Raw genomic sequence first — 24,681 nt, forward strand, 5'->3', positions numbered from 1 at the left:
GGGAGCTATCTCCTTTGAATTCGCTTATAAAGTCCATTTAACCCCCAGAAATATCTATGCTTTTTCATAAGGTAAAAAATGCCCGCAAGATGCGAAAAGTGGAATTTATTGAGTTTAAACCCACGCGATAACTCCTGCGCGTCATGTATTACAGATACGTCTGGGACGTAATGAATTTGGAAGCCAGCCTCCCAAATACGTATACAGTAATCTACATCTTCTGGGGAATAGAAGATATTTTCATCTAACATTCCCACCTTATCTACCACGTGCTTGGGTAACATCCAACATGCAGATATAGCATAATCAACCGCTTGGGGATCGCTGACTAAAGATAATTCACTGGGTTTCTGTTCCATCTTCTTCAAAAATAGGAAACGCTTTGCTTTACCCCATAGCGTAGGAAACTTGTCGCACGAAAGTTGGAAATTACCTGATGCGTAAGTCACTTTCGGCACAGCTAAGCCTACTTGCTTATTCTGGTCTAGATAGCTGATTAATCGCTTAAGTGCTTTTGCGTTAACATAGGCATCCGAGTCTAAAACCAACACGTGTTTGCCTGATGCTCGCTTTAATGCTTGATTTCTTGAAAATGTTGTACCGGTGTTTTCACCAAGATTTATTACATGAAGTGCACTACCAAACTTGTCAGCGTATTGATTTATACATTCAAGTGAATTATCCACCGACCCGTTTTCAACGACAAAAACCTCGCCGATCAGTTCTGCACTTTGTAACGCGTCATAAAGAGCGGTTAAGCACTTACTGATATGCTGTTCAGAGTTAAAAGACAGAATTACTACTGAAATATCCACTTATTTACTCACTCTTTTGTTGTTCTTGTTTTAGAAGTGCTTCAATCAGGCGTTCTTGCGACACATTTGCTGTACTTGCAGCATATAATGCTTTACCTCCGAAGTCATCTAGCGCTAATTTGCTAAGTACTTGTAAGCTTTTTACCTTTATCGGGTTTGCAGAAAATTCGTTACCAACTTTCCAAAGATAAACCAAATTAATTGACTTACCTATTCCATTTTTTAGCACCAGATATTTGTAATGAATTCGCTCGTTTGCATATTTGTGTTCGTGAACTTCAGATTTAGCAACAGACCATACTTCAGGGTCGTAAGCTCTGTTACTCCAAGTTAGCAGCTCTTTTTTCTCCCCCTCAGTTAAGTATTTGATTTCATGAAAAATTACCATTTCACCTTTTATGAAAAGTGTTTCTGTTCTATATTCGTCATAGCCTGAATAAATAGGCCGCCAACCTGCAAACATAGATATGACCCTAGAGTTTTGCTCTTCGACTGTTTGGCTGGCAAGAGCAAATGTCTTCTGACTGCTGAAGATAAGCATGAATAACGGCGCCGAACCAATAATTAAGAAACTGGCTAAGAAGCGCTTTTTAGGGATCCTTAGCTTTACTGATTCATCACTAATTCTAGGTAACCTTTTACCATCATAAAAAAGCCTTGAGAACATGAGTATCAATGCCGTAACAAAGAAAAAGAATACCCATCCGTAAACAAGGTGGTCAAAACCAACTGCGGCTTGCATATTGCTTACATGTCCAATGTAAACCATTATAAATGCACGCATACCATTCGCTAAAATTGGAATGACTATTACACTCAGCATGAACGCAACTTGCTTTATGCGTGAGCGAATTTCAAGGTGTGCAATGAGTAACCCTATAGTAATAGTGGAGAAAAGAAACCTAATACCACTGCACGCTTCAGCAACGTGGAAAAGACCTTCTGGTATCTGTAGATACCAGCCTTCTCGATAAACTGGAACATTTACTAACTTAAGCATTATTACCGTTAAGTCTGCCGTCACCTCTTGCAGATGCGGAATCATAAACTCGCCAAATGGTACTGAAAGAATCAAAAAGAAAAGTGGGAATAGTAGATGCTTTAATGTAACTAAACCAAAAACACTCCAAATAAAGAAAAGAGGCATAGACATGAGCGCAAATTGTTGCAGGGCATTTATCAGTGATAACTTACCGATAATAAAGGCTACTGCCGCACACAATAGCGCAAGCAACCCTAAGCAAGCGTCTACCCGACTTCTACGCGCAAGCGCGAAAGCAAACCGTTTGCGGTATATTAACCAGACCGCAATGGGCGCAATTAATACAGCATGTTCAAATGTGGTCGATTCAAACCATGTAGCTACAATGCGTTCAAAAGTATTGAAGTACGCAAAAAACCAAAAGAACGTTAAAAAAGCTAGGCAGCCTGCATGCGTAGGCGCTATTGTAACTCTAGGAAACTCTCTTGGTGCATCACTTGATGTAAACGTCATACATGCTACCCCAGTTAAAATCCTTTAACAGCATTTCAATTTTAGATTCCATTCTTGAAAGGTTGATGTAATGCCTGAACTTGGAGCGCCAGTTTGCATCATTTACGTAAGGCTGCTCAGGATCTATTTCCCAAGGATGAAAATAAAAACTGTAAGGTGCAGTTTCGTTTTCCATGAATGCCATAATGCGCTTTTTGGAAAGCCAATAAGGGTACAGCCTATAAAAGCCACCGCCTCCTATTCCTACATTAGCTTCCTTTTTTCTAATAGTGGGTATAGGAATTTCAATAATTCCTTCATCACGTTGGTGTTTGAACCGTGGCCAGTCAGGTACACCATAGAGGTCATGCACAATAGGATAAGTACTTGAAGAATAAACAAACCCCTGCTCTGCTAATACTTCATAAACCCACGTATTGGTATCGTTAACCGAAAAACTTGGAGCACGATACCCTTTGACAGCTGTACCACTTACATCCTCTAAAATAGCTTTGCTTTCATAAACGTCTTTATCAAACTGTGATCTAGACATTGTTGTTGCACGTTGATGCTCAAGTCCATGACTAGCTAATTCATGGCCTTCATTTACAATCCGTTTAATGACATCGGGGCAGCGTTTTGCAACCCAACCCAATGTAAAGAAAGTTGATTTGACATTGTGTTCAGCAAACAAATCTAAAAGACGATGTGTATTTTTCCCAACTCTTAGTTGCTGAGAATCCCAGCTATCTTTTGCTATTACGTCTTCAAACGCTGAAACCTGAAAGTAGTCTTCTACGTCTACAGTCATTGCATTAAGGCGATTATCTAACTTCATACTTATCGCCCTTTGCCAAACAATACAATTTCAACTGTACGAATTAGAATGAGAATATCGAGTAGTAAACTTTGGTGCTTTACGTAGTAAAGATCAAACTTGAGCTTTTCCATAGAATCTTCAACGCTGGCGCCGTAAGGGTAATTAAGCTGTGCCCACCCAGCCAAACCAGGTTTAACATTATGGCGCTGATTGTAATAAGGCACTTCGCGTACTAGCTGCTCTACAAATTGCGGTCTCTCTGGGCGAGGACCGATAAATGCCATTTCGCCTTTAAACACATTTAAAAGCTGTGGTAATTCGTCAACGCGGTATTTTCTGATGAAATGTCCAATACGGGTAACACGATCATCGTTCTTACTCGCCCACTTAGCGCCATCTTTTTCTGCATCAGGTCGCATACTTCTAAATTTAATTATTTTAAAAAGCTTTCCGTTTAATCCTACTCGCTCTTGCTTATAAAAAACTGACACACCTGTTCTTCGGCCATCATCAAGGTAAATAATCAACGCCGTTGTAAGCATAATTGGCCAAACGAAAAGAAAAATCAGGAAGGCTAAAATAGCGTTAAGTGTATAGTCAAGCGCATCTCGCAAGTAGTTCTGGCTTTGGAACCCATTCGAATAAATGACCCAGCTAGGATACATAAGATTTACCACAATTTGCCCTGTTTCACGTTCCATGAAATCCAATAGCTCGGTAACTTCAATGCCTCTAAGCCGACAATCAAAAAGCACTTCTACGGGGAGCGTTCCACGCCTTTGGTCGCAGGCAATGACAATTTCTTCAATTTCATTATCTACTATAAACTGCTGAAAACTCTCATCGACTTTGAGGTGAATTATTTTTTCCTTCTTAATACCGTCTTCGCGGTTATCACCTGGAATAGGAATAAAACCAACTAGCTCAAAACCGATTCTGTCCACGTCCCTGCGCATACGCTTTTCGATTATTGAAGCTCTTTCTCCGGCACCCAACACCAATATGCGCACTTTCCCTAGGCCCAATAATCCTAGGCGGTTTGTAAAATACCTGAAAACAACTAAGGTAATAATTATTGAACAAACTGATGCTGGAAGGAAATAAGAATCCATGACTAAGTCATCAAAAAACGCACGACTTAGTACTTCGACTAAAAAGTAACTTAGTCCCACGCTAACAAATATGCGACGGATAATACCTCGGAAAGTTTCTCTTAATTTCGCTTCATACAATCCTACGGACAAAGAACACAATAGTATTGAAACTGTCAGCATCCCTACGTTGATAATCAGTTTTTCCACCGCCACATTCGGCGACATTCCAATTTGTGTAAGAATAAAGTGTGAAATATAGCCCATGTAAGCAATGAGCAACGCTTCTGTTATTACTAGTATATTTGAGCGTTTATTTTGATTGCGCTTGTTTACTGCCACCCCTGGCCCCCTAAAACTGCGGCGTTTTTCCCATGATAAAGGGATTTATTCCAATAGACTACAATTGTTATTGGCATTATAGTGACATTTACCGTAGGGTAAACGACAAAAGCCATAAATTAACCATAATGAGTGTAGGATGATCTCTTATGTTCCGCTTTAAAAAACTAATTACGTGCTGTGCCCCTCTTGTATTTATTAGTCTCAATGGTTGCAGCAATAGTGGCGTTCTGCCCGAAGCAACCACCCGACCTTCATTGACCACTGACGTTAACGATTACCAATATCTAATAGGTCCTGGTGATACTTTAACTATTTTTGTATGGCGAAACCCTGAAGTATCGGGGAACTTCATTGTGCGACCGGATGGAAAAGTAACCACATCGTTAGTGGAAGATATTGATGTTGCAGGTAAAACGCCAACAATGCTTGCTAGAGAAATAGAGGAACAGCTTTCTACTTATATTAATAGCCCTAGAGTGACTGTAAGTGTGAACAACTTTACAGGCCCTTTGAGTGAGCAAGTTCGGGTTATCGGTGAAGCTACAAACCCAAGTGCGGTAAGCTACTCAGAACATATGACGCTTTTAGACTTAATGATAGCCGTAGGTGGTTTGACGGAATTTGCAGACGGCAATAGTGCAAAACTGGTTCGAGTGGTGAATGGAAAACAAAAAACGTTCGAAATAAATATTGATGACTTAATAAGAGATGGTGATATCTCGAAGAATGTAGATATGCTACCTGGTGATATTGTAATTATTCCAGAAGCTTGGTTCTAGTTCTAAAGCAGTAAACGGAACAAATAATAAAATGCAGGACTTACAGCAAACGCTAATCCAAATCCTAGATTATATTAAAGGGGTTTGGATTAAAAAGCGTTACGTGATTGTTTTTTCATGGCTCATATGCCCTATTGGCTTTCTATACGTTGCCAGTCTTCCCGACGTTTATTCTTCAAAAGCCCAGGTATTTGTAGATACACGCTCGGTATTGCAGCCCTTACTCAGAGGGCTTGCAATTCAAACGAATCCTGACCAAGAAATTCAGATGATGGCTAAGACACTTCTCAGCAGAAGCAATGTTGAAAAAATAGCGCGAGAAAGTGATCTAGATATCACAACATCTACTGATGCAGAATTTGAAGTTTTGGTGACAGGACTTGCGGATGAAATACAACTATCATCCACCGGTAGGGATAACATTTATAACATCTCGTTTTCTAATGAGAGTCCGTCTGTTGCTCAACGAGTAGTTCAAGAGACTTTGGATCTATTCGTAGAAGGCGCTTTAGGTAACAACAGAAAAGACACAGATACGGCAGGCCGCTTTCTAGATGAACAAATCTCCGAGTATGAATCGAGGCTAACTGAGGCTGAGCAGCGCTTGGCCAACTTTAAACGTCAATATAATGATATTCTGCCTTTAGCAGGCACTTATTATTCCAGCCTTCAGAATTTAAATAACGAATTAGAGTCGACACGCCTTCAGATAAAGCAAACCCAACAGCAAACTGATTCGTTGAATAAACAAATTAGCAACGCAAAACGCAATGATAGTTTTGGAGTTACTAATCAAGAAGAGCCAACGCTTCGAACTAGATATGACGACCGTATAAGGTCGCTTGAAGAGGAGTTAGATCGCCTCACACTTCGCTTTACTGACGCACACCCAGACGTTGTAGAGACCAGAGCTCTGCTATCCAGTCTTGAGCAATCTCGAGAAAAAGAAATTGAAGCATTTTTGAGTAACGAAGAAGATGGCAATAATGCACCGCTTTCAGAGCTCAATAGAGAAATTAAACTTGAAGCTAGTAGATTGGAAAGCCAGATCGCTTCACTGCGTGTGAAAGAAACTGATTTACAAAGAAAAATAAGCGAACTTGAAAGTAAAGTTGATCTCATACCGCAAATAGAAGCCGAATCTTCCGCATTGAATAGAGATTATGATGTTACAAAACGTAAGTATGAAGAACTATTATCACGGAAAGAATCAGCAGATTTATCTCGAAGAGCTGACGTGTCAGCAGAAGACCTTCAATTTAGAATTATCGAGCCCCCGCTTCTTCCAAAGCGTCCTTCAGGCCCAAATAGGCTCATTTTTTACACTGCCGTGTTAATATTGGGTTTTGGTTCGGGAATTGGCATCGCCTTTCTTATAAGCCAACTTAACCCTATCTTGATTAGACCCAAGCAGTTACTCAATGTGTCGGATTACCCTATATGGGGAACGGTAACTCATTTAAATATCGAACAGATAAACAAGACTAATCGAAACCGTCTTTTAGTATTTCTGCTTTCCAGTGGTACTATTTTGGCAATGTACGGTGCCTTGGTCGCCGCTGAAATTATGAATATAGATTTATTTGGAGGGCTTCTTTAATGAAAAATACAATTGAGAAAGCACTTCAAAAACAAAAAGAAGCGAAAGCAGCAAGTCAAAATAATTCGTCTACAGAAAAGCTTGAAGACGCTAATCATTCAAACTTGCCTGAAGAGTCGAAGGTATCAATTGACAAACCTGCACCCGCGGAGCTTCCTGCTGAAACCGTGATCGCTGATGAAAAGGAATTTATCAATAAGAAATCTCCACTCGACGAATTTATTATCGATTTCGTGCGACTTGATAAAAATGGGCATATTTCACTTAACGGTGAGAGAAAACAAATTAATGAAGAGTACCGAGAAATAAAGCGTAAGCTTTTAGCAAATGCTTTTGGTTCACTAGCGAAAACTCTTCACAACCCGAACATTATTATGGTTACCAGTAGTCGCCCTTCTGAAGGGAAGACATTCACTGCAACCAACCTGGCAATGAGTATCGCATCGGAGCAGGATAAAACTGTACTTCTTGTGGACGCCGATGTACTTAAGCCTAACGTATTAAACACTTTAGGATTAGAACGTCGTAAAGGGCTGATGGAATATTTGACCGGGGACGTTGACGATATTTCAGATGTGCTGTACCCAACCAACATCGATAAGCTCAAAATAATTCCTGCGGGAAAATCGCATCATTTGTCTACCGAACTGCTAGCTAGCCAGAAAATGCATGACACTGTTAATGAATTTGCTAACAGATACCCAGACCGAATAGTTATTTTTGATACGCCTCCTCTCATTGGTATAAACGAGAGTGCGATTCTTGCTAATTTTGCTGGCCAAGCGGTTGTTGTTGTCGAAGAGGGCAAAGCGAAGATAGGCGATATTAAAATGTCTGTAGAGCGATTGAACCCGGAAATGGCCATAGGATTTGTAGTGAACAAGTCTGTACATAACGACACCGATGGAAGCGGATATTATGGGTATTATTACTCAGAGCGCAGCGAATAGGCGCGATACAATGCCTAAAAGAAGAATAATAAAGCCGACACTTGTTGCTGCAGCCGTCGCAACAAGTATACCTGCTTTTGCAAAGCTTAACGTTAATGCTGTTGCCACAGCCGATACCATCTACCAAAGTGTCGATACTGAGGAAAATGGCAACCGTTCACTTACCACGGTGACTGTAGCGCCAAAAGTAAACGCTACTTATCAAACAAGAACATTTCAAGGGTTATGGTCTGGTACCTACACCCATCTTGAGCGCGATAACGACGATGCGAGCCAGCGCCAAGATTACGCAGAGTACAGCTATTCAGCGCAATGGGTACCTTTTGAAAATTTACTGTCCTTTCAAGCGGCTGGGGCTTTAAATTACCAAAATACCAATTCAGCAAACTTTTTAATAAGTGATTTTATTGCAAACTCTGACAGTTTGGCGAAAACTCGCTCGAATCGACTATCTTCTACGCTTACACTAGATCAAGGCGACTGGGTAAGGGGGCAAGGCACAGCCTCATACTCAGATACAGCATCGGAGCGCTCATTAACTAACAGTAATGCTCTGGATAATGACAGTTATCAACTCTCAGGTACTTTACTCAACGGCGATGAAGCCAAGTATTTCATCTGGTCAGTTACAGGTACTTATCAGAATACTGAGAGAGGTCAAGCAAGTGCAGGCGACTTTGAGTCGAGAACCGGTGACGGTTATATTGATACTCGAATTTATGGCAACTGGGCCATTCGTTTAACTGCAAGGCACGAAGCCAACCAGATCTCTGACAGAAATGACACGGGTAGTTTAGTCAGAGAGTTTAATTCATATGGCGCGGGCTTGACCTATCGACAAGCTGAAAATCGTTATATCTCAATTACGGCAAATAAAAGTGATTCCGATATAGAGGATGACGACGGTGAAACATTCGTAGGTGTTGATATGCAATGGGCTTTGAGTACCCGTACTCGCATTGCGGCTACATACGGGCGTCGTTTTTATGGTGAATCGGCATCAGCGAATATTAACTACAATTCCAAATACTTACGAACCTCGTTCAGCTATTCGGAAGACGTTACAAACACCTCTCGCTTGTTAGCTGATCCAGAGAACTTAGGCGTATTTGTTTGCCCAGCTTCATCGTCATCCATTGCTGATTGTTTTCAGCCCAATAGCTTAAGTTATACACCCTCCGCGGGAGAGCAATTGGTGCAGCTTACTTCTCAAAATCTAGAGTTTGACGACAACATCATTCTGCGAAAAAGTGCAAATTTTCAAGCAGGTTATGACTTTTCTAGAATTACCCTCGCTTTTTCTTGGCGATATGCCGAAGATGATTACTTAGACGAAGATAGACTAAGACGCACCTACTCTTTCGGTACAAACGTAGCCTATAAAATTGGTAGCTATACCAACATAACTAGCAGTATTAACTACGCCAATATCACAGGTCAGGGTGCAGAAGATGTATTCAGAGGCGAAAGCGACAACTGGAATGCATCCATTGGTTTAGAAAGAGAGTTCGGTCGCCGGTTAAAAGCAAGTATTGATGCTAGGTACCTCAAGCAAGAGGGAGATTTGAATACAGGCATATCTCAGTTTGGTAACAACTATACCGACAGACGCTTAAGCGCCTCTATTACCTACACCTATGACTAATTCACTGACTTTTTCAATCTACCGGTTGTAGTTTGTAGGCAGTACTAGTCAACTAAACTCAAAAAAAAGCGCCCGATTTTACGTTAGTAAAAAGGCGCTTTTTTTGTTTATCAAATGATGGTGGCTACAAAGAAAGTATCACTCTTTCTTATCATCACTCTTAAGTCGAACATACGTTTTGAACTTCTTTTTCATAAGCTTATCGACGTATTGCGTCATTTTCACTTTTTGTGAAATGGCGTCATCTAAAGCATCAACTAATTCAGCTAACATATCCAAGTAGTATTTGGTGTCGCGAATAACATTGCCTTTAGGTGTCATGATAGTTTGGCTTTCAGGGTGGTCAGCAAAGCCCATATGCTCCGTCACTTCTGCGCCCGTTTTGTCAGGCTCAAACATTTCGGCTTTCACTTCTTCAATTACTTCGTTTACCGCGTCCGCGTCAAAGCTCTCTAGTTCTTCTAAAAAGCCATAGAGCATTACCCTGTCCATAAGGGTATTAATTTTTCGAGGAATGCCCCGAGAGAACATGTGAATTCGTTCAAACGCCTCTTCACTGAATAACTGTGAGCCGTTCCATCCCGCGTGGTGCAATCGGTACTCAATGTATTCTTTGCACTCTTCCAATGAAAGCGGAGCGAGATGGCAAGACGCTACAATACGTTGCCTAAATTGCTCCATATTCGGTGCGCGTAAAATAGGCTGCAGTTCTTCTTGCCCCAGCAAAAAGCTTTGAATCAACGGTTTGCCGTTCAGCTGAAAGTTACTCAGCATTCTTAGTTCTTCAATGGTCTCTAACGGAAGGTTTTGCGCTTCATCAACAAGAAGTAAGGCGCGGCGACCCGCTTTGTTTAGATCGTATAAGAAAACTTCAAGCACTTTTAAAATATCGGCTTTTGAGCGACCTTCCGTAGGGATATCAAATTTAGACGCGACCATTTTTACCAGTTCGTCTGGCGACAGCTTTGGCGTAACTATTTGAGCTGCCGCAATGTCGTCTTCAATTTCTTCAAGCAAGCTGTTTGCTACGGTGGTTTTCCCGGTTCCAATTCCGCCGGTAATAACAATGAACCCTTCAGCTTGAGAAAGGCCATACTGTAGATAAGACATGGCGCGTTTATGCCATTTACTTGCGAAGAAAAATTCTGGATCTGGGGTTAACTGAAACGGTTTCGAGTTAAGTCCATAATAACTTTCGTACATGCAATTTACCGTTTTTCCATTAAAAATGTGCGTTCGAAAACATGAGTGCGAACACGTGAATCCGAAACAGCGCGCTTATTCTCGTATATATGGTAACCAACATCGCGCGATTATCGAAGTAATATATTTACGCCGAGTCTTTAGGGCTGGTTGATCTATGTTGTACAGCAAAGTTCAACAAGCACTAGTTAATTCTGCTAATATAAAGCTACGAGAAATTTCTATACATTGAATTACATTGGCACAAAGTATACCAGCCAACGCAGGCAATACCCACCAGGGAAGTACAAAAGCTACGTGGTATCTCTACTTAGTTGAAAATAAGCTTGGCCAACTCTACACAGGAATTACCACTAACCCCAAGCGCCGCATAGCGCAACACCGAGGAGAGTTAAAAGGGGGCGCCAAGGCCTTAAAAGGTAAGACACCACTGACCTTTAAAGCCATATTCGAAATGATTGACAAATCACATGCCTCAAAGCTTGAATATGAGGTAAAGAGAATGAGCCGCCCTCAAAAAAACGGGATTATTCGTAAAGGGCAACTCAATGAGCTAATGTGTATGAAAACCCAATTTGAAGATTAAGACATTGGGTTGCGTTAGGTTCGTTATCCAGAAAAGAGTATTCCCCTACCCGCCTAAGACACCGTTAATGATCATGGCGTTTCCTATGCTAAGGGTAAACCCAAGTGCAGCTACACCAACGTTATGCTGTTGGTCGACTTCCTGCCGGAAATTCATGCCAAATAAAATAAATTTTTTGCTCACTAGTACCAAAATATGAAGTGCGATTGCTAGGCCAACACTAACAATCAGCCAACCTGTTATATTGCTCACGTAGCCTGATGGGTTGTAAATGAGTAAATTCTTCGCTGCCGACACAATCATAGCAGTTCCAAGTAAATTACCAGTGTGCTCGATAGCGAGTGCTAACTGCCCCTTCTCTAGCGCTCCTTGAAATGAGTCGTTTTGATTATCTCTTGCATATCTAAACTCTAAAATGCGCGTCATAACAAGCAACATGGTCAGAACTACGGTAAAGCCGGTCACAATAGCAATGATTGCGTTCATGTCGCTGCCATCAACCCACACCATAATATTGCGTAAAACAATTGCGCTTGCCACCAAACTAGCTGCATCAACCAGCGCCACACTCACACTCCTTTCGGCAATCATCGCATGCGTATCAACTTTATTAAGTACTAGTTTATCGTGAGCGAAGCGTCCGAACTTCACCAATATAATGCCCACAATGCCGAAAGTTACCATTCCAATCGCCGCTTCTTTATAACCCACGCCAATATGACGGCCAACAACTGAGCTCAATACTATGCACAACGACAGCATGCCTCCCGCAATGCTTATCCCAAATGCGAAGTTATCTTTAACACCTAGTTCTTCTGTTACCGAGTATTTCCTGAATGCGCCTGTTAGCCACTTCATAATCATTAGCAGTACTAACGCAATTGCGACATCCATAGCGAGATATATCAGCAGTTCTTGCGTTAGAGGTACTAGTTTTACTAAGGCTTCCACGTTATCTTTGCTCCTTGAACACACAAAGTTCTTCTAATTAGTTTTTGATGTAGTTTCGAAAAATCAATGATGGCTAATTGAATAGCGTTCATCTAATACAAACTTGTACAACGATGACATCGAACTTGTTCAGATTTATTTTAGTTAGGGCCAAATGACCTGTAGATCACACCCTGGGTTAGCAGGCACTTAACCACATTGGATGCAGAGCTGCACGTTAGCGCACTTAGCAAACCTTGTTTTGAATACTTGCAATGGCAATTGTGAGTATTCAAACGTAAAACACGAGTGATATCTCATAAGACGCGAGCATTATGCCAATAGACAACGAAAATAGCATGACAAACATAGAACTTGCCGAAAAATCTTGGCAGCAGTTGTTAACAGCGCCAGCAATTAGCGAAAGTGACAAAGCCGTTATTAAGGCTCATTGTGAAACACTAATGCTCTCCTTCACGCGTTCCTCCTTCTTGGCTGAGACATTGATTCAAAACCCTTCATTTGTTTCTCGCATTGTTGAGCCTTATCAACCACCTGAGAAAAGTGAAGCGCTTCAATCTCTTGGCAATACCATGTCATCTGACTATCTCGCAAACCTAGACAATGAATTGCACACCGTCGCCAGCGAAGATGATTTAATGCAAGTGTTGAGGGAATTTAGAAATAAAGAGATGGCGCGGATTACTTTCCTCGACGTTTTGAACAAGCAACCCATCGAAATATCACTTATGCAGGTTTCAGCATTAGCTGATGTACTTATTAACGGTGCGTACCACTGGCTTTATCAACATTTAGCAGCGCGCTATGGAAAACCACAAAGCCATAACCAAGACATGCACATGTATATCTTGGGTATGGGGAAATTAGGAGGAAAGGAACTCAACTTTTCTTCTGATATCGATTTAATTTTTACGTACCCAGAAAAAGGCGAAACCCAAGGTGGTCGAAAAAGCGTAGAGCATCAGCAGTTTTTTACCAAACTCGCGCAAAAACTTATTCAAGCATTGAACAAAGTGACTAATGACGGTCAAGTCTACCGCGTTGACATGCGTTTACGCCCCTTCGGCGATTCTGGCCCCCTTGTGATGCATTTCGCGGCACTTGAAGATTATTATCAAGACCAAGGTCGACACTGGGAGCGCTTTGCCATGGTAAAAGCGCGGGTGATTAACGATGATGACTCGCAAGATGTGAAATGGTTAAAGAGCATTTTGCACCCGTTTACCTTCCGTCGTTACTTAGATTTCACCACATTAGATGCCCTTCGTAACATGAAAAAGCTGATCGCCACAGAAATACGCAGGCGCAGACTGAGTAACAATATAAAACTCGGCGCAGGTGGCATTCGTGAGGTGGAGTTTTTTGCCCAAAGTTTTCAGTTGATTCACGGAGGACGAGAGCCAGCATTACAAAGTAAGTCATTACTTCGCACGTTAGACGCATTAACTGAACTCGATATAGTCGAACGCGATGTAACGCAACAGCTAAAAAGTGACTATTTATTCCTAAGAAAAGTAGAGCACACGCTTCAACAAGCTCAAGATCACCAGACTCAAACTCTTCCTGAGTTACCTTGGCAACAAGCTGCGCTTATTGAAGTCATGGGTTTTGATTCTTACAGTGAATTTTTAGTGCATTTAGATACTGTAATGGCGCGTATTCATGCCCATTTCAACGAGTTAGTAGAAGAGTCTCATGATACTCACTCAGAAGAAGACCAGCTGTTTACTGCCTGCCAAGATGCGTGGCGTATTTCATTGCAAGAGGATGAGTTTACTGAGACCTTTGGCAAACACCTGTCTGCTAGCGATATTAGAGGCATATATTCTATTCTCGTCGCCTTCAAGGATAAGCAACGCAATTATCGCATAGGCCAAAAAGGTGAAGACACGTTAAATAAGTTGCTTCCCGAAATTTTGTATGTGCTCATCAACCAACATCCAAACTACATCCCTCAGGTACTCGACCGTTTACTCGGTGTTATAGAAGCGATTACAGGCCGAACCACTTACCTTGACTTACTACTTGAAAATCCGGATGTGTTAAAACAGTTAGTAAGGCTATGTGAACGAAGCGACTGGATTGCTCAAGAAATTAAGCGCTTCCCATTACTATTAGACGAATTACTCACGCCGTTATACCTCGGTCAGCAAAATACCAATATCCATACCAGCAAGCAGGAATATCAGCTGGAACTGCGTGAAATCATGCTTCGTATTGAACAAGACGATGTTGAAATGCTTATGGATGGATGGAGGCAGTTCAAACTTTGCCAACAGCTTCGCATAGCCGCCAGCGACATCAGTGAATCACTACCTATAAACAACGTGAGCGATAAGCTTACGGTGCTAGCTGAAGTGATATTGGAGAACGTAGTAGATGCTGCGTGGATGCAAATGCAACAGCGTTATGGCGTTCCAGCACACCTAGAGGGAACTAACAAAGGATTTGCCGTGATCGGCTATGGAAAACTAGGCGGGTATGAATTAGGTTACGGCTCAGACTTAGATTTAGTGTTTTTGCATAATGCCCCTCGCAGCATAAGTACAGACGGTAAGAAGTCTATTGAAGCGCAACAGTTTTACATTAAATTGGCGCAGCGCATCATGCATCTTCTCAATACGAAGACGTTGTTTGGGCAATTATACGAAACCGACTTGCGTCTACGCCCTTCTGGCAATGCGGGATTGTTATGTTGCCATATCGATGGTTTCGAGAAATACCAGACCGAAGAAGCATGGACTTGGGAACATCAAGCGCTGGTTCGTGCAAGAGCCATTTGCGGAGACCCACGCCTTTTGAATGACTTCACGCAGGTAAGAAACTCCATACTAACTCGCTCTAGAAACGCTAAAACGTTGGCTGACGATGTATGCAAAATGCGTTTGAAAATGCGGGAGCACTTGCTTTCAAAGGACAACGACAAGGTAGACTTAAAGCAGTGTGTAGGTGGTATTACCGATATTGAGTTCATGGCTCAATATCTTGTACTCGCTAACGCAAAGTCACAGGCTGCCATGACAGAATATCCTGACAATCTTCGCATTTTTGACGCCGCAGCCAAGAGCAACATTATTGATGTCGCCACTGCGCACAAACTGCAAAAGGCGTATTTAAAGCTGCGAGAGCAATACCACCATTTAACGTTAGCAGATACCAAGTACGCAGATCAGAGCGAAGAATTAGATGCCATACGAGAGCAAGTAACCATTCACTGGAATACACTATTTGGAACGTGTAGCGGCCAGGCGTTGAAGCTTAACCTCTAACCAAACGACAGTTGGTGGTGAGAAATTCTGTTTCTTGAGCAGTCACCACCAGCGAGCGTTGCTCTGCACATAAATATGCTTTTACTTGCCCTTCAAAACTACTGTCTATGGCACTGGCAATTTTAGCAAGCGATCCTGCAACCGTGTTGTCCAATTGAAACTGGTGCTTAATAACAAAGTCTTGCTCCAGGTTCCATATCACCTGCATGCCTTCAGCTTGAGCGTATTGCGAAATAGCTTCGCGCAGTGTGTTCCCTTCTTGGAACGTGCGGTATTTATGTTCGCCGGTCCAATTCTTTTCAACCGGACGGGTTTGGCTAGACATTTGTGCAAGCTTATTGTCTAAATTTGGATCAACGCCCGCAATATCCAGTACAAAATCTCCCTGCTCATCTTCTGCTGGATCAGTAGCAGACATACGGAAGTTTCGATAGAACTCACTTAATCCACGTGATACAGACTTTTCTTCCGCTTGCCCTTGCGGAACAGGCTCTTGGTCCTGTGTTTGAAGCACGTAAATGAGTACGCCAGCAATGATCACAAGCACTGCAGCTATGCCAATTTGCTTTGCCCAAAACGATGAACTTGAATAACTTGTCTGTCCCATACCTTACCAATGTGTAGCCACTTTTAATCGAAAATCAGCTTATGCTATATGTATGAACTTAGGCATAATTCTTCTAGTTTAGTCTACCTTCGAACGGAAAGCCTATTATTCTATTTATCTAATTTTCATCGCTAGGTGTGAATTCATACACAGCTATAGTGATTTATACAGCGATTCAGGGTTACCTTCCGGTCTGGTTTTAAATCGCTTGTGCATCCACAAATAGCTTTCTGGCTGTTCTTTAACCGCAGCGTCTACATGTTGATTCAGTAATGTTAGTGCTTCAGCGTCTTCCATATCACCTAACTGAGAAAGCGGTGGATAGATTTTAATTTTGTAACCGCGTTTGGTGTACTGCGAAGTGATGATCATTGGCTCAGAGTGACTACGTCGAATAAACATCAGCGTTGCTGTAGTTGTCGCGGTATCTTTCACCCCACCGAATGGCACAAAGATACTTTGTTTCGGGCCATAATCCTGGTCGGGCAAGTACAAACAAAGTTCTTTATCGTCAAGTGCAGCAAGTAAGGCTTTTGCGTTGCGTTTATCAATCATGTATTTGTTCGAGCGGTTTCGCCCATGATACTGAAGGTAATCAACGAGAGGGTTGTTGTGCTTGCGATAAAACGCGATGCTTGGACGGAAGAAGCCAATACCTCTACAGGCAAATTCCAGATTCATATTATGAAGTGCCATACCAAATACACCTTTGCCATTTGCAAGGGCCGCTTCAACATGTTCAGTGCCTTCAATCTCAATGGCTCGTTTTACGCGCCAGCTAGGCCACCACCATCCCATAGCAGTTTCAAATAGCGCCATGCCTGTACGCCGCACATTTTCTTTGTAAAGCGCCTCTACTTCACTGGCGGAAAGTGTAGGGTTCCAGAGCGTCAAGTTACGCTTTGCGACTTTTGCCCGTTTAGGAACAATTAATGCGATAAGTTTACCGGTACCGCCACCGATAGCGCGTATCACGGGTAAAGGCAACCATGTAATCGTATAAAGAACGAAAACACCTAACCATACAGGCCAAAACTTAGGGCCTAAAAATGCTAGTTTAAATTTAGGAGCTTTAATTGCCGCCGCCAATGTCTGTATCCTTTGAAACGAAGTGGGCAGCATTGTAGCAGAAGGTTTTTGGTGGGGCTAATTGAGACAGACAGCCCACAGTGCCCTTGCGATAAATAGAATCGCTTAAGCAGAGAGAGCCCATACTTGCTTTCTCTGCTTAAGAAACATATTACTTGTTATCAATACAAACTGAAATCAGGTCACTAATATTCTTTATCGATTTGCTTCAACTTTTTCTCAAACGATTCATATTGCTCTTTTGAGTCATAGTCAAAATGGTATTGATTGTGAAAGCCGAACTGCAGCTTCACATTAACGTCTTCAATGTAAAGCGTATAGCCATCGTGATCTGTAAACGCAGTGATCCCATTAAGCTTATACTGTTCACCTTCTTTCGCGCCATGCTGGCGGATCTTGTCGAAAACCTGAAGTAAGAACTTGCTGTCTAATTCGTTTTTCATTGTAAATCCATTGTTGAGAATTTATCTATTTTTACACAATCAAACGATTTTTGGATTTATCTACGGCCTATATTTAAAACGTCTATGCGAGTTAATAACTACAACCTAAAAGTTGTAGCGAAAACCTAAATTTACAATATGCGCAGAAAAATCATCTTTGCCACCAAAGTAGGTGTATTCCACGCGTAGCATCGACTGTAAGCCTAAGTAATAATCGAAGCCTAGCCCAGCTAATCCTGCAATAATTGTGTCATCGTATCCACACACAGCGGCTTCTGGGCCACAGGTAGAGCTATCTATCGACGCGTGCTCGATGTCAACGCTTGCCACGCCTAATTTATAATACAGCTCACCTTTCTGGCTACTCGCTTTACCTAGTAACGCCAAATAAGGGCCTTTAGATGAGATTGATTGTTCGTCGTTATCTGTATCAATAAAAGAGATATAGCCACCTTCTACATACCACTGACGATGAAATTGATAGCCTAAAGCAGCTGAATAGCTAATATCAGACTCATTATCTACTTCAGTATCTACATTGCCAAAGCCAATATTTGCCACTGCATATCCGTTGGCTGATGCTAGTCCAGAAAAACCCAAGCTTGTTATAGCTGCACTTCCAATAAGGAACTTAGCGAAAAATGATGAAAGACGGCGCATTTTAATTACTTCTCCATGTTAAAGAGCGCTCACTATAAAAGACAATGCCTCTGATTAAAACGAACAAACAGAGTTTAGATGAATACAGTTAACGGACAGCTGCACGAAAAAGCGGGTTCTATACCAGTCCGTATAGATAATTACCCACACAGCGAGAGGTAAAATGTTCGTAATCGCGGCGTGTTACCGCAGGTATAGTGTTTCTACATCAAGGTGACACAACAAGCAGAGCGTTTTTTGACCATTAAATATCAGCAATGTTAATCCCTTGCATCACACTTTCGTATACAAAAGACGCAGATAGTTTATATAACCACATGATTATTTGATAATTTTTACAAAATTTGATCTTTTTTAAATAAGGTGTAGTATTAACCTAAACAACTGGTCAGATGAGCGGATGAGTTATTATGAGTATCAGAACTAGCTTAAAGAAAGTATTACCCCCAATTTCAATCACAGAGCAAGAAGCCTTAGATGCAGGCGATGTGTGGATTGAATCTTCTATTTATCAGGGTAAGCCTGACATGCAGGCGCTACGCGATATCCCTCAGGCAAAACTGAGCGCAGAAGAACAAGCATTCATGGACGGTCCAGTAACCGAGTTGCTGAACATGATCGATGATTTTGAACTAGGCAACGGCAAGCACATTCCTCAGGACGTTTTAGACTTCCTAGGTAAGAACCGTTTCTTCTCTATGATCATTCCAAAGAAATTTGGTGGTCTTGAGTTCAGCCCGTATGCAAACTCTACAATTGTTGCCACTATCGCAGCGAAAAGCGGTGCAATTGCAGTAACCGTAATGGTTCCTAACTCATTAGGTCCAGGCGAGCTTCTTATGCACTACGGTACGACCGAGCAACAAGATTACTGGCTACCTCGTCTAGCAGACGGTCGCGATATTCCGTGCTTCGCGCTTACCAGCCCTGAAGCAGGTTCTGACGCAGGTGCTATTCCTGACGCGGCTATCGTGACTAAAGGCGAATTCAACGGCGAAGAAGTGCTTGGTTTACGCGTAAGCTGGGACAAGCGCTACATTACACTTGCACCAATTGCTACAGTACTTGGTCTTGCATTTAAAGTATTCGATCCAGACCAACTACTTGGCGACAAACTAGAGCTTGGCATTACCTGTGCCCTTCTACCTAAGTCTCACCCAGGTGTTGAACTTGGTAACCGTCACGACCCAATGGGTGTACGCTTCTACAACGGGACTACTCGTGGTCAAGATGTGTTCATTCCTATGGACTTCATCATTGGTGGTCAAAAGAACATTGGTCGTGGCTGGCAGATGCTAGTTAGCTGTCTAGGTGCAGGTCGTGGTATTTCACTTCCAGCAATGGGCGTAGCGACTGCACAATCTGCATTTAAAGGCACGGTTGAGTATTCTTTCGTACGTGAGCAATTCGGTCTTCCAATTGGTCGTTTTGAAGGTATTCAAGAGAAAATGGCAGACATCGCGGGTAAGACTTTCTTACTTGAGGCTATGCGTGTTCTTACAACTGAAGGTCTAGGCCTAGGCGTGAAGCCATCAGTAGTCACCGCTATTGCTAAGTATCACATGACTGAACTAGGTCGTGATGTGATGAACTCTGCTATGGACATCCAGGCAGGTAAAGCGATTCAACGCGGCCCTCAGAATACGTTAGCGGGCGGCTATGCTGCGCTTCCTATCGCGATTACGGTAGAAGGTGCAAACATTCTTACCCGTAACCTAATGATCTTCGGTCAAGGTGCAATGCGTTGCCACCCGTACTTGAAAGACATGGTTGACCTAATCCACAGCAACGAAAGTTCAGCGGATGCAGAGTTCAACAAAGTACTTCGTAAGACGGTTGGCTTCAGCGTTAAAAATGCGTTCCGCAGCCTAGGTAAGGGCTACCTTCCTTTCCTACGCGAGAGCGAATCTGCATTACCAGAAGTTCGCAAGTATGAGAAGCGTGTTAACAGCATCTCTGCAAAACTAGCTCCACTTGCTGACTTGTCACTTGCAGTATTAGGCGGTGACCTTAAGAAAGCTGAGCTTTTATCAGCACGTCTAGGTGACGTAATGAGCTACCTATACGGTGCAATGGCAGCGATTCGTTTCTACGAGCAGCGCATTGAAGACAGAAAACTTGCGCTACCGTATTTCGAATACGCGATGCAGTGGTCTTTACAACAAGCTGATCAGGCAATTGTTAACTTCATCAACAATTTCCCGAATACGGCGACACGTGGTTTAATGCGTCTTCTTACCAACACCTACACCAACAGTGTTGCAGGTATTAGCGATGACCTAGTGCGTGAGCTTTCTATTGCGTCTATGCAAGATAACAGCGTTAAAGAGCAGCTTACTCACCTTGTTCGCGTTACGCCGGGAGACGGCAACGACATTAACGAACAAGCGTTTAAAGCGAAGCACGCGGTAGCGCACCTTCTTGGCAAAGTGCAAAAAGCACTTCGCAAAGAGCCTGTAGTGCCGTTCATTTCTTTTGAACATGCACTTAACAAGCTTCAAGAAAAAGGCGTGGTAACTGCTGATGAAGCCGCTAAGCTTCACGACTACAACGAAAAGCGCAAGCTAGCAGTTCGTGTAGACGAATATACGTTCGATATGGAACTTGTTCCAGCGTCTCAAACGCTTAAAGCAATCGATGGCGGTCAAAACGCTGCGTAAGCAATAAAAGACAACAGCGTCCTTGATAAAGCCCCGTCCTTGAGATGGGGCTTTTTGTTTAGGGTCACTCACATTCACTTTTCATTGTTCAGTTCATACTCTACCCTTAGATTATCGTTATTTCCTTTAACAAGGATTTGTGTTGTGAAAACGATACGCTCTGATTTCTTTCAGACCGTTTCAACATTTTTTATTCTCTTTATCTCGTCGCTGCTTTTCAATTCAAACGCCAGTGCCCAGCACGATGATACTAACTTCGTCATTGGAGAATTAACTCATCCTCGAGTAAGTAGCTTCTATAAACCCCTAATAGCACGTGCGTATCAAGATATCGGCATTGAGGTTACATTCGAAAAAGTGGGTGGGGAAAGAGGCTTACGGCTTTTGAATGAAGGAATGACAGATGCAGATATTACTCGCTATGACGTAGTGTCTCAGCCTGACAATAACATTGTAATTGTTCCTCCAGCACTGTCTCATGGCACATCATTTCTATTGTGTATACGGGGAGCTGAGTGCAGTAAAAGCATCATTCAACAACCAGATAAGGCAATAGCCGTCACTACCCGATTTTTCTTCAATATGCACGCCAAACCTGGCGAGTTAAATGCCAACATCTTTGAATTTGATGACTTTCACCACGTCATAAATTTACTGCTCAACGGGCGATTTGACTACGCTATTTTACCGAGTGACTATTTTGAAGAAGCCATTTTCGATCAATCTGGAATTGAGTATATACCTCTAGTGGAACACGAATTGGTACACGTTATTCATAAGAAACATAGCCACTTAATTGACCGACTTTCTGCAGCAATCGCCAAGCAGCTTCAGCTACTCAAAGCCGCGGAGAGTGAATAAATAGAAAACGCCCGCATCAATTGCGGGCGTTAATTGAACAATAACTAGTATCTTCGCACTAGATATTTGCTCGTTAGTCGAACATATATTTAAGCGACAGTACCGTAGTACGACCATTTAGCGGTCTTCCGCGGACATAATCACCTGTTGAAATCTCTCCAAAAGGTGTTCCTTCTACTTCAGTTACTACAAATTCGTCTGTAGCATTGTTCATGTTTAACGACACTGAAAACTGGTCATTAACCCAATACGTAGCGAATAAGTTTACAAGGTTATAGCCTTCTTGTTTCAGGTCATTATTATCTTGTACGTAGTACTCTGTCGAACCTTGCAGCGAAGCACCAACTGACCAATTGTCAGTGACATACTCAGGTGTAATAGTCCAGATCAAATCAGCTTGACGTCGAGGCGTATTTCCTACGAGCGATTGGTCATTAACATCTTTACTGATTTCAGCATCTGTCCATGTTAAGTTACCTGACATCACAAAATTGTCAGTTGCATTCCAACGACCTTCTAGCTCAAGACCAGTTGCTTCGTATTCACGCATGAAAGTTAGACCACTTGTTACTTCTGCTTGCGTATCTTCAGTAACAGTATCAAACAAAGTAGCGTTAACCATTAGGTCTTTAGTACCGTACTTGTAACCAATTTCGAACTGCTTGGTTGTGTCGTAACCTGAAGTTGTGCTTGTTAGGCTACCATCCGCGTTCAACGTACCGCCAATTTGAAGTAGGCGGTCAGCAATGGCACGGCCACCTTTTGAGTAACGGGCAAAAAATGTCTGACTGGCGCTTAGCAGGTACGAACCACCGATTGAATAAGACGTATTATTCGCGCTGTAATCAACAATTTGAGATGACGCACCTGCGCGATTTAAGTTGATAACACCACCGCTAACGAAGCCGCTGTTGATTGCTGAAGCATCTTCAATTTGCTCAATAGTTCCGTTACCGTTTAGGTCGAAGTCAGCATTTCCGCCGCAGCACGAGCTGATGAGTTCACCTGAAGCTTCGGTCGTGTCATGACGTACCGATGCATCAATAAGAATGTTATCTGAAAATTCAAAACCAACGTTCATGTACGGCGCTTTTGTTACATAGTTTAAGTCCCACTCCCACGAAAGGAAGCTTGGTGACAATAAACCGTTTGAAACAAGTTCCACGCCATCGCCATCTGTAATTGTTAGAAGCTGTGAATTGTCACCGTCTAGAGTTTGTATAAATGTCTGCCAGCTTGACCAGCTTGTAGCGATGTCTTGATTTGAGTAGTAGTAACCTACTGTTAGGTCGATACCGTTATCAAACTCTTTACGCAAACTGAAATCGTTGATCATGTTGCCAAGGTCGTTAATTCGCGTGTCAAACTGAAGATTTGTAAATGCTTGACCCGTATACACTTCACCTGCGCCTGGGCCGTTGGCTAATACTACGCTTGTGCTGTCACAATTTAGCGCATTGCCATCACCGTCGGTTGCACCAGCGCAAAGTGCTGAAGCAAAGTTTGAAACATCACCTGGGCCTGCAGGGAAACCGTCAGTAAATGGCGCGATGAAGCCACCAGAAATATCTGAAATACGGAATTTGTTTAATAAGAACAAATTCTCAGCCACTTCCAAGTCTACTTCTACACCAAATGAGTTTACTTTTGACTCGATGCCGTCGCGAACGTCACGGTTTTCCGGATTACCGAAGCTGTCAAAAGTAGAAATATTTGTGTTGTAAGCTGAGTTTAATGCCTGTGAGCTGGCATCGTAACCAGGTACCGGGCCATATTCACCATCGCCTTTCACCAATACCGGAGAAGGAAGGTATGTTGATACTTTGTCATCAAGGTTTTTATAGAAGAAACGGATGTGACCGTTATCTAGCATCTTAGTGATATTGAACTTAACCTGACCGCCTTGGTCGCCATTGTATCCCGTTTCTCGCGGGCCCTCTCCACCACGGGCAAAGCCAGCAATGTGGTAGTAAAGGTCGTCGCTAATTTCACCGCCATAGCGAAAATCTAAACGAAACTCTTCGTAATCGACGCCAAATGACGTTCCAATGGCACCGCCACCTACTTCGCCCGTGTTACTGATCAAGTTAATAACACCGCCTGGCGAGTTACTTGCGAATGTTGACGCTGAACCACCGCGTACTGCTTCCACATTCGCTACTGACCAGTCGTAGCGTAAAAAGTTATCGGCATTGCCAAAGTTAATATCACCATATTCTAAAACAGGTAAACCGTCTTCATGGATTTGCAAGAATTTAGAACCACCCGTCGCAAGTGGAATACCGCGAATAGTAATATTTGCGTTACCGCCACCGCCTGAAGACTCGGCACGAATACCGGGTAACGCGCGAAATACCTCAGCGGTAGAACGAGGAGCTAGTTTAAGAATATCGTCTTCGTCGAATGCACTTACAGAAACACTAGCTTCTTGCATTGTTGCACCACCCGGTGCAGCGGTAACCACAATCTGTTCGAATTTTTCTTTCGACTTTGCGTCAGCATCAGCTGTTGATGATTCCTGCGCGATAACCGAGCCCGAAAAAGCGGCGAAAATCGCTAGGGTCAAAGCGTTGAGTGTGTGATTTTTGTTCATTTTTTCTCCGACAATGTGTTGAATTTGTTAAATCCAAGGTAGCCTCTGTCCCTTTAACGTAGGGAGGCGGTAGCACAATTTAAACTTAATCGATTAAGAATTTATAACAAAGGAACAACATTGTAAACATCCTGTGAAAAGTTTTTACTCTTGCGCAGCGCCTTATTTAACTTTTGTATACTTAAGTTTTAGCTATATTTAGCGGTTCACATCGCTGATAAGAAATAAAAAGCAATATCG

19 protein-coding genes are annotated in these 24,681 nt (G+C 42.4%); 8 read left to right on the forward strand and 11 right to left on the reverse strand.

Going from position 1 to position 24,681, the window contains the following annotated elements; translation table 11 throughout:
• Nucleotides 1-5 precede the first annotated feature (5 nt).
• The 4 genes from MHM99_RS08360 to MHM99_RS08375 are packed head-to-tail and all read right to left on the reverse strand — an operon-like array spanning nucleotide 6 to nucleotide 4,542.
• Nucleotides 6-815, reverse strand: a complete 810-nt coding sequence (locus tag MHM99_RS08360; protein ID WP_239218924.1) for a glycosyltransferase family 2 protein — start codon at nucleotides 813-815, stop codon at nucleotides 6-8.
• Between the two features lie 4 nt (nucleotides 816-819).
• Nucleotides 820-2,310 carry an exosortase A gene (xrtA, locus tag MHM99_RS08365; protein ID WP_239218926.1) on the reverse strand — a complete coding sequence of 497 codons (1,491 nt, stop codon included), beginning with the start codon at nucleotides 2,308-2,310 and terminating at the stop codon, nucleotides 820-822.
• Complete coding sequence (locus MHM99_RS08370; RefSeq protein ID WP_239218928.1) at nucleotides 2,291-3,127, reverse strand: XrtA system polysaccharide deacetylase; 837 nt, start codon at nucleotides 3,125-3,127, stop codon at nucleotides 2,291-2,293. Before MHM99_RS08370 ends, xrtA begins: the two co-directional genes overlap by 20 nt.
• A gap of 2 nt (nucleotides 3,128-3,129) precedes the next feature.
• Entirely contained in the window at nucleotides 3,130-4,542 is a 1,413-nt protein-coding gene (locus MHM99_RS08375; protein ID WP_239218930.1) for a TIGR03013 family XrtA/PEP-CTERM system glycosyltransferase, read from the reverse strand.
• 149 nt (nucleotides 4,543-4,691) lie between these two features.
• On the opposite strand from MHM99_RS08375, the gene MHM99_RS08380 reads away from it, so the two are divergent.
• From MHM99_RS08380 to MHM99_RS08395, 4 genes are read left to right on the forward strand one after another with little or no spacing between them, the layout of a single operon-like run.
• Complete coding sequence (locus MHM99_RS08380; protein ID WP_239218932.1) at nucleotides 4,692-5,324, forward strand: XrtA/PEP-CTERM system exopolysaccharide export protein; 633 nt, start codon at nucleotides 4,692-4,694, stop codon at nucleotides 5,322-5,324.
• 31 nt (nucleotides 5,325-5,355) lie between these two features.
• On the forward strand, nucleotides 5,356-6,924 hold the full coding sequence (locus MHM99_RS08385) for an XrtA system polysaccharide chain length determinant (RefSeq protein WP_239218934.1): 1,569 nt from the start codon (nucleotides 5,356-5,358) through the stop codon (nucleotides 6,922-6,924).
• Entirely contained in the window at nucleotides 6,924-7,874 is a 951-nt protein-coding gene (locus tag MHM99_RS08390; protein WP_239218936.1) for an XrtA-associated tyrosine autokinase, read from the forward strand. The genes MHM99_RS08385 and MHM99_RS08390 overlap by 1 nt, the downstream gene beginning before the upstream one ends.
• A 10-nt stretch (nucleotides 7,875-7,884) precedes the next feature.
• Nucleotides 7,885-9,519 carry a TIGR03016 family PEP-CTERM system-associated outer membrane protein gene (locus MHM99_RS08395; RefSeq protein ID WP_239218938.1) on the forward strand — a complete coding sequence of 545 codons (1,635 nt, stop codon included), beginning with the start codon at nucleotides 7,885-7,887 and terminating at the stop codon, nucleotides 9,517-9,519.
• A gap of 138 nt (nucleotides 9,520-9,657) precedes the next feature.
• Here the strand turns inward: MHM99_RS08395 and MHM99_RS08400 are convergent, their stop codons facing one another.
• The gene (locus MHM99_RS08400; protein ID WP_239218940.1) at nucleotides 9,658-10,722 is read right to left on the reverse strand and encodes an XrtA/PEP-CTERM system-associated ATPase; all 1,065 of its coding nucleotides are present in this window, start codon (nucleotides 10,720-10,722) and stop codon (nucleotides 9,658-9,660) included.
• Between the two features lie 238 nt (nucleotides 10,723-10,960).
• Between MHM99_RS08400 and MHM99_RS08405 the strand changes: the two genes are divergently transcribed.
• Nucleotides 10,961-11,308, forward strand: coding sequence for a GIY-YIG nuclease family protein (locus MHM99_RS08405; protein WP_239218942.1), 348 nt, complete (start codon nucleotides 10,961-10,963; stop codon nucleotides 11,306-11,308).
• 45 nt (nucleotides 11,309-11,353) lie between these two features.
• Here the strand turns inward: MHM99_RS08405 and MHM99_RS08410 are convergent, their stop codons facing one another.
• Complete coding sequence (locus MHM99_RS08410; RefSeq protein ID WP_239218944.1) at nucleotides 11,354-12,259, reverse strand: DUF350 domain-containing protein; 906 nt, start codon at nucleotides 12,257-12,259, stop codon at nucleotides 11,354-11,356.
• Nucleotides 12,260-12,573: 314 nt separating this feature from the next.
• Between MHM99_RS08410 and glnE the strand changes: the two genes are divergently transcribed.
• Complete coding sequence (gene glnE / locus MHM99_RS08415) at nucleotides 12,574-15,528, forward strand: bifunctional [glutamate--ammonia ligase]-adenylyl-L-tyrosine phosphorylase/[glutamate--ammonia-ligase] adenylyltransferase (RefSeq protein ID WP_239218946.1); 2,955 nt, start codon at nucleotides 12,574-12,576, stop codon at nucleotides 15,526-15,528.
• Here the strand turns inward: glnE and MHM99_RS08420 are convergent.
• The 4 genes from MHM99_RS08420 to MHM99_RS08435 form a co-directional block, all read right to left on the reverse strand.
• On the reverse strand, nucleotides 15,518-16,135 hold the full coding sequence (locus MHM99_RS08420) for a TcpQ domain-containing protein (protein ID WP_239218948.1): 618 nt from the start codon (nucleotides 16,133-16,135) through the stop codon (nucleotides 15,518-15,520). The two genes, glnE and MHM99_RS08420, sit on opposite strands and share 11 nt — an antisense overlap.
• A gap of 153 nt (nucleotides 16,136-16,288) precedes the next feature.
• On the reverse strand, nucleotides 16,289-17,224 hold the full coding sequence (gene lpxL / locus MHM99_RS08425) for an LpxL/LpxP family Kdo(2)-lipid IV(A) lauroyl/palmitoleoyl acyltransferase (protein ID WP_014950254.1): 936 nt from the start codon (nucleotides 17,222-17,224) through the stop codon (nucleotides 16,289-16,291).
• A gap of 185 nt (nucleotides 17,225-17,409) precedes the next feature.
• Complete coding sequence (locus MHM99_RS08430) at nucleotides 17,410-17,667, reverse strand: DUF3081 domain-containing protein (protein ID WP_239218951.1); 258 nt, start codon at nucleotides 17,665-17,667, stop codon at nucleotides 17,410-17,412.
• Nucleotides 17,668-17,772: 105 nt separating this feature from the next.
• Nucleotides 17,773-18,327, reverse strand: a complete 555-nt coding sequence (locus MHM99_RS08435; RefSeq protein ID WP_239218953.1) for an outer membrane beta-barrel protein — start codon at nucleotides 18,325-18,327, stop codon at nucleotides 17,773-17,775.
• Between the two features lie 410 nt (nucleotides 18,328-18,737).
• Between MHM99_RS08435 and MHM99_RS08440 the strand changes: the two genes are divergently transcribed.
• Nucleotides 18,738-20,987 carry an acyl-CoA dehydrogenase gene (locus MHM99_RS08440; protein ID WP_014950257.1) on the forward strand — a complete coding sequence of 750 codons (2,250 nt, stop codon included), beginning with the start codon at nucleotides 18,738-18,740 and terminating at the stop codon, nucleotides 20,985-20,987.
• A gap of 144 nt (nucleotides 20,988-21,131) precedes the next feature.
• On the forward strand, nucleotides 21,132-21,848 hold the full coding sequence (locus tag MHM99_RS08445; RefSeq protein ID WP_239218955.1) for a hypothetical protein: 717 nt from the start codon (nucleotides 21,132-21,134) through the stop codon (nucleotides 21,846-21,848).
• 73 nt (nucleotides 21,849-21,921) lie between these two features.
• On the opposite strand, the gene MHM99_RS08450 is transcribed toward MHM99_RS08445, so the two are convergent.
• Nucleotides 21,922-24,441: a TonB-dependent receptor gene (locus tag MHM99_RS08450; protein ID WP_239218957.1), complete on the reverse strand. Its 2,520-nt coding sequence runs from the start codon at nucleotides 24,439-24,441 to the stop codon at nucleotides 21,922-21,924.
• Between the last annotated feature and the right edge of the window lie 240 nt (nucleotides 24,442-24,681).

This window comes from Alteromonas sp. MmMcT2-2 (assembly GCF_022348305.1).
Taxonomy (GTDB): Bacteria; Pseudomonadota; Gammaproteobacteria; order Enterobacterales; family Alteromonadaceae; genus Alteromonas; species Alteromonas macleodii.

Coding starts and splice junctions, on each gene's coding strand:
- MHM99_RS08440 (WP_014950257.1), top strand. CDS start 18,738: ATGAGTATCAGAACTAGCTTAAAGAAAGTATTACCCCCAATTTCAATC.
- glnE (WP_239218946.1), top strand. CDS start 12,574: ATGCCAATAGACAACGAAAATAGCATGACAAACATAGAACTTGCCGAA.
- MHM99_RS08430 (WP_239218951.1), bottom strand. CDS start 17,667: ATGAAAAACGAATTAGACAGCAAGTTCTTACTTCAGGTTTTCGACAAG.
- MHM99_RS08450 (WP_239218957.1), bottom strand. CDS start 24,441: ATGAACAAAAATCACACACTCAACGCTTTGACCCTAGCGATTTTCGCC.
- xrtA (WP_239218926.1), bottom strand. CDS start 2,310: ATGACGTTTACATCAAGTGATGCACCAAGAGAGTTTCCTAGAGTTACA.
- MHM99_RS08390 (WP_239218936.1), top strand. CDS start 6,924: ATGAAAAATACAATTGAGAAAGCACTTCAAAAACAAAAAGAAGCGAAA.
- MHM99_RS08395 (WP_239218938.1), top strand. CDS start 7,885: ATGCCTAAAAGAAGAATAATAAAGCCGACACTTGTTGCTGCAGCCGTC.
- MHM99_RS08400 (WP_239218940.1), bottom strand. CDS start 10,722: ATGTACGAAAGTTATTATGGACTTAACTCGAAACCGTTTCAGTTAACC.
- MHM99_RS08380 (WP_239218932.1), top strand. CDS start 4,692: ATGTTCCGCTTTAAAAAACTAATTACGTGCTGTGCCCCTCTTGTATTT.
- MHM99_RS08370 (WP_239218928.1), bottom strand. CDS start 3,127: ATGAAGTTAGATAATCGCCTTAATGCAATGACTGTAGACGTAGAAGAC.
- MHM99_RS08435 (WP_239218953.1), bottom strand. CDS start 18,327: ATGCGCCGTCTTTCATCATTTTTCGCTAAGTTCCTTATTGGAAGTGCA.
- MHM99_RS08385 (WP_239218934.1), top strand. CDS start 5,356: ATGCAGGACTTACAGCAAACGCTAATCCAAATCCTAGATTATATTAAA.
- MHM99_RS08420 (WP_239218948.1), bottom strand. CDS start 16,135: ATGGGACAGACAAGTTATTCAAGTTCATCGTTTTGGGCAAAGCAAATT.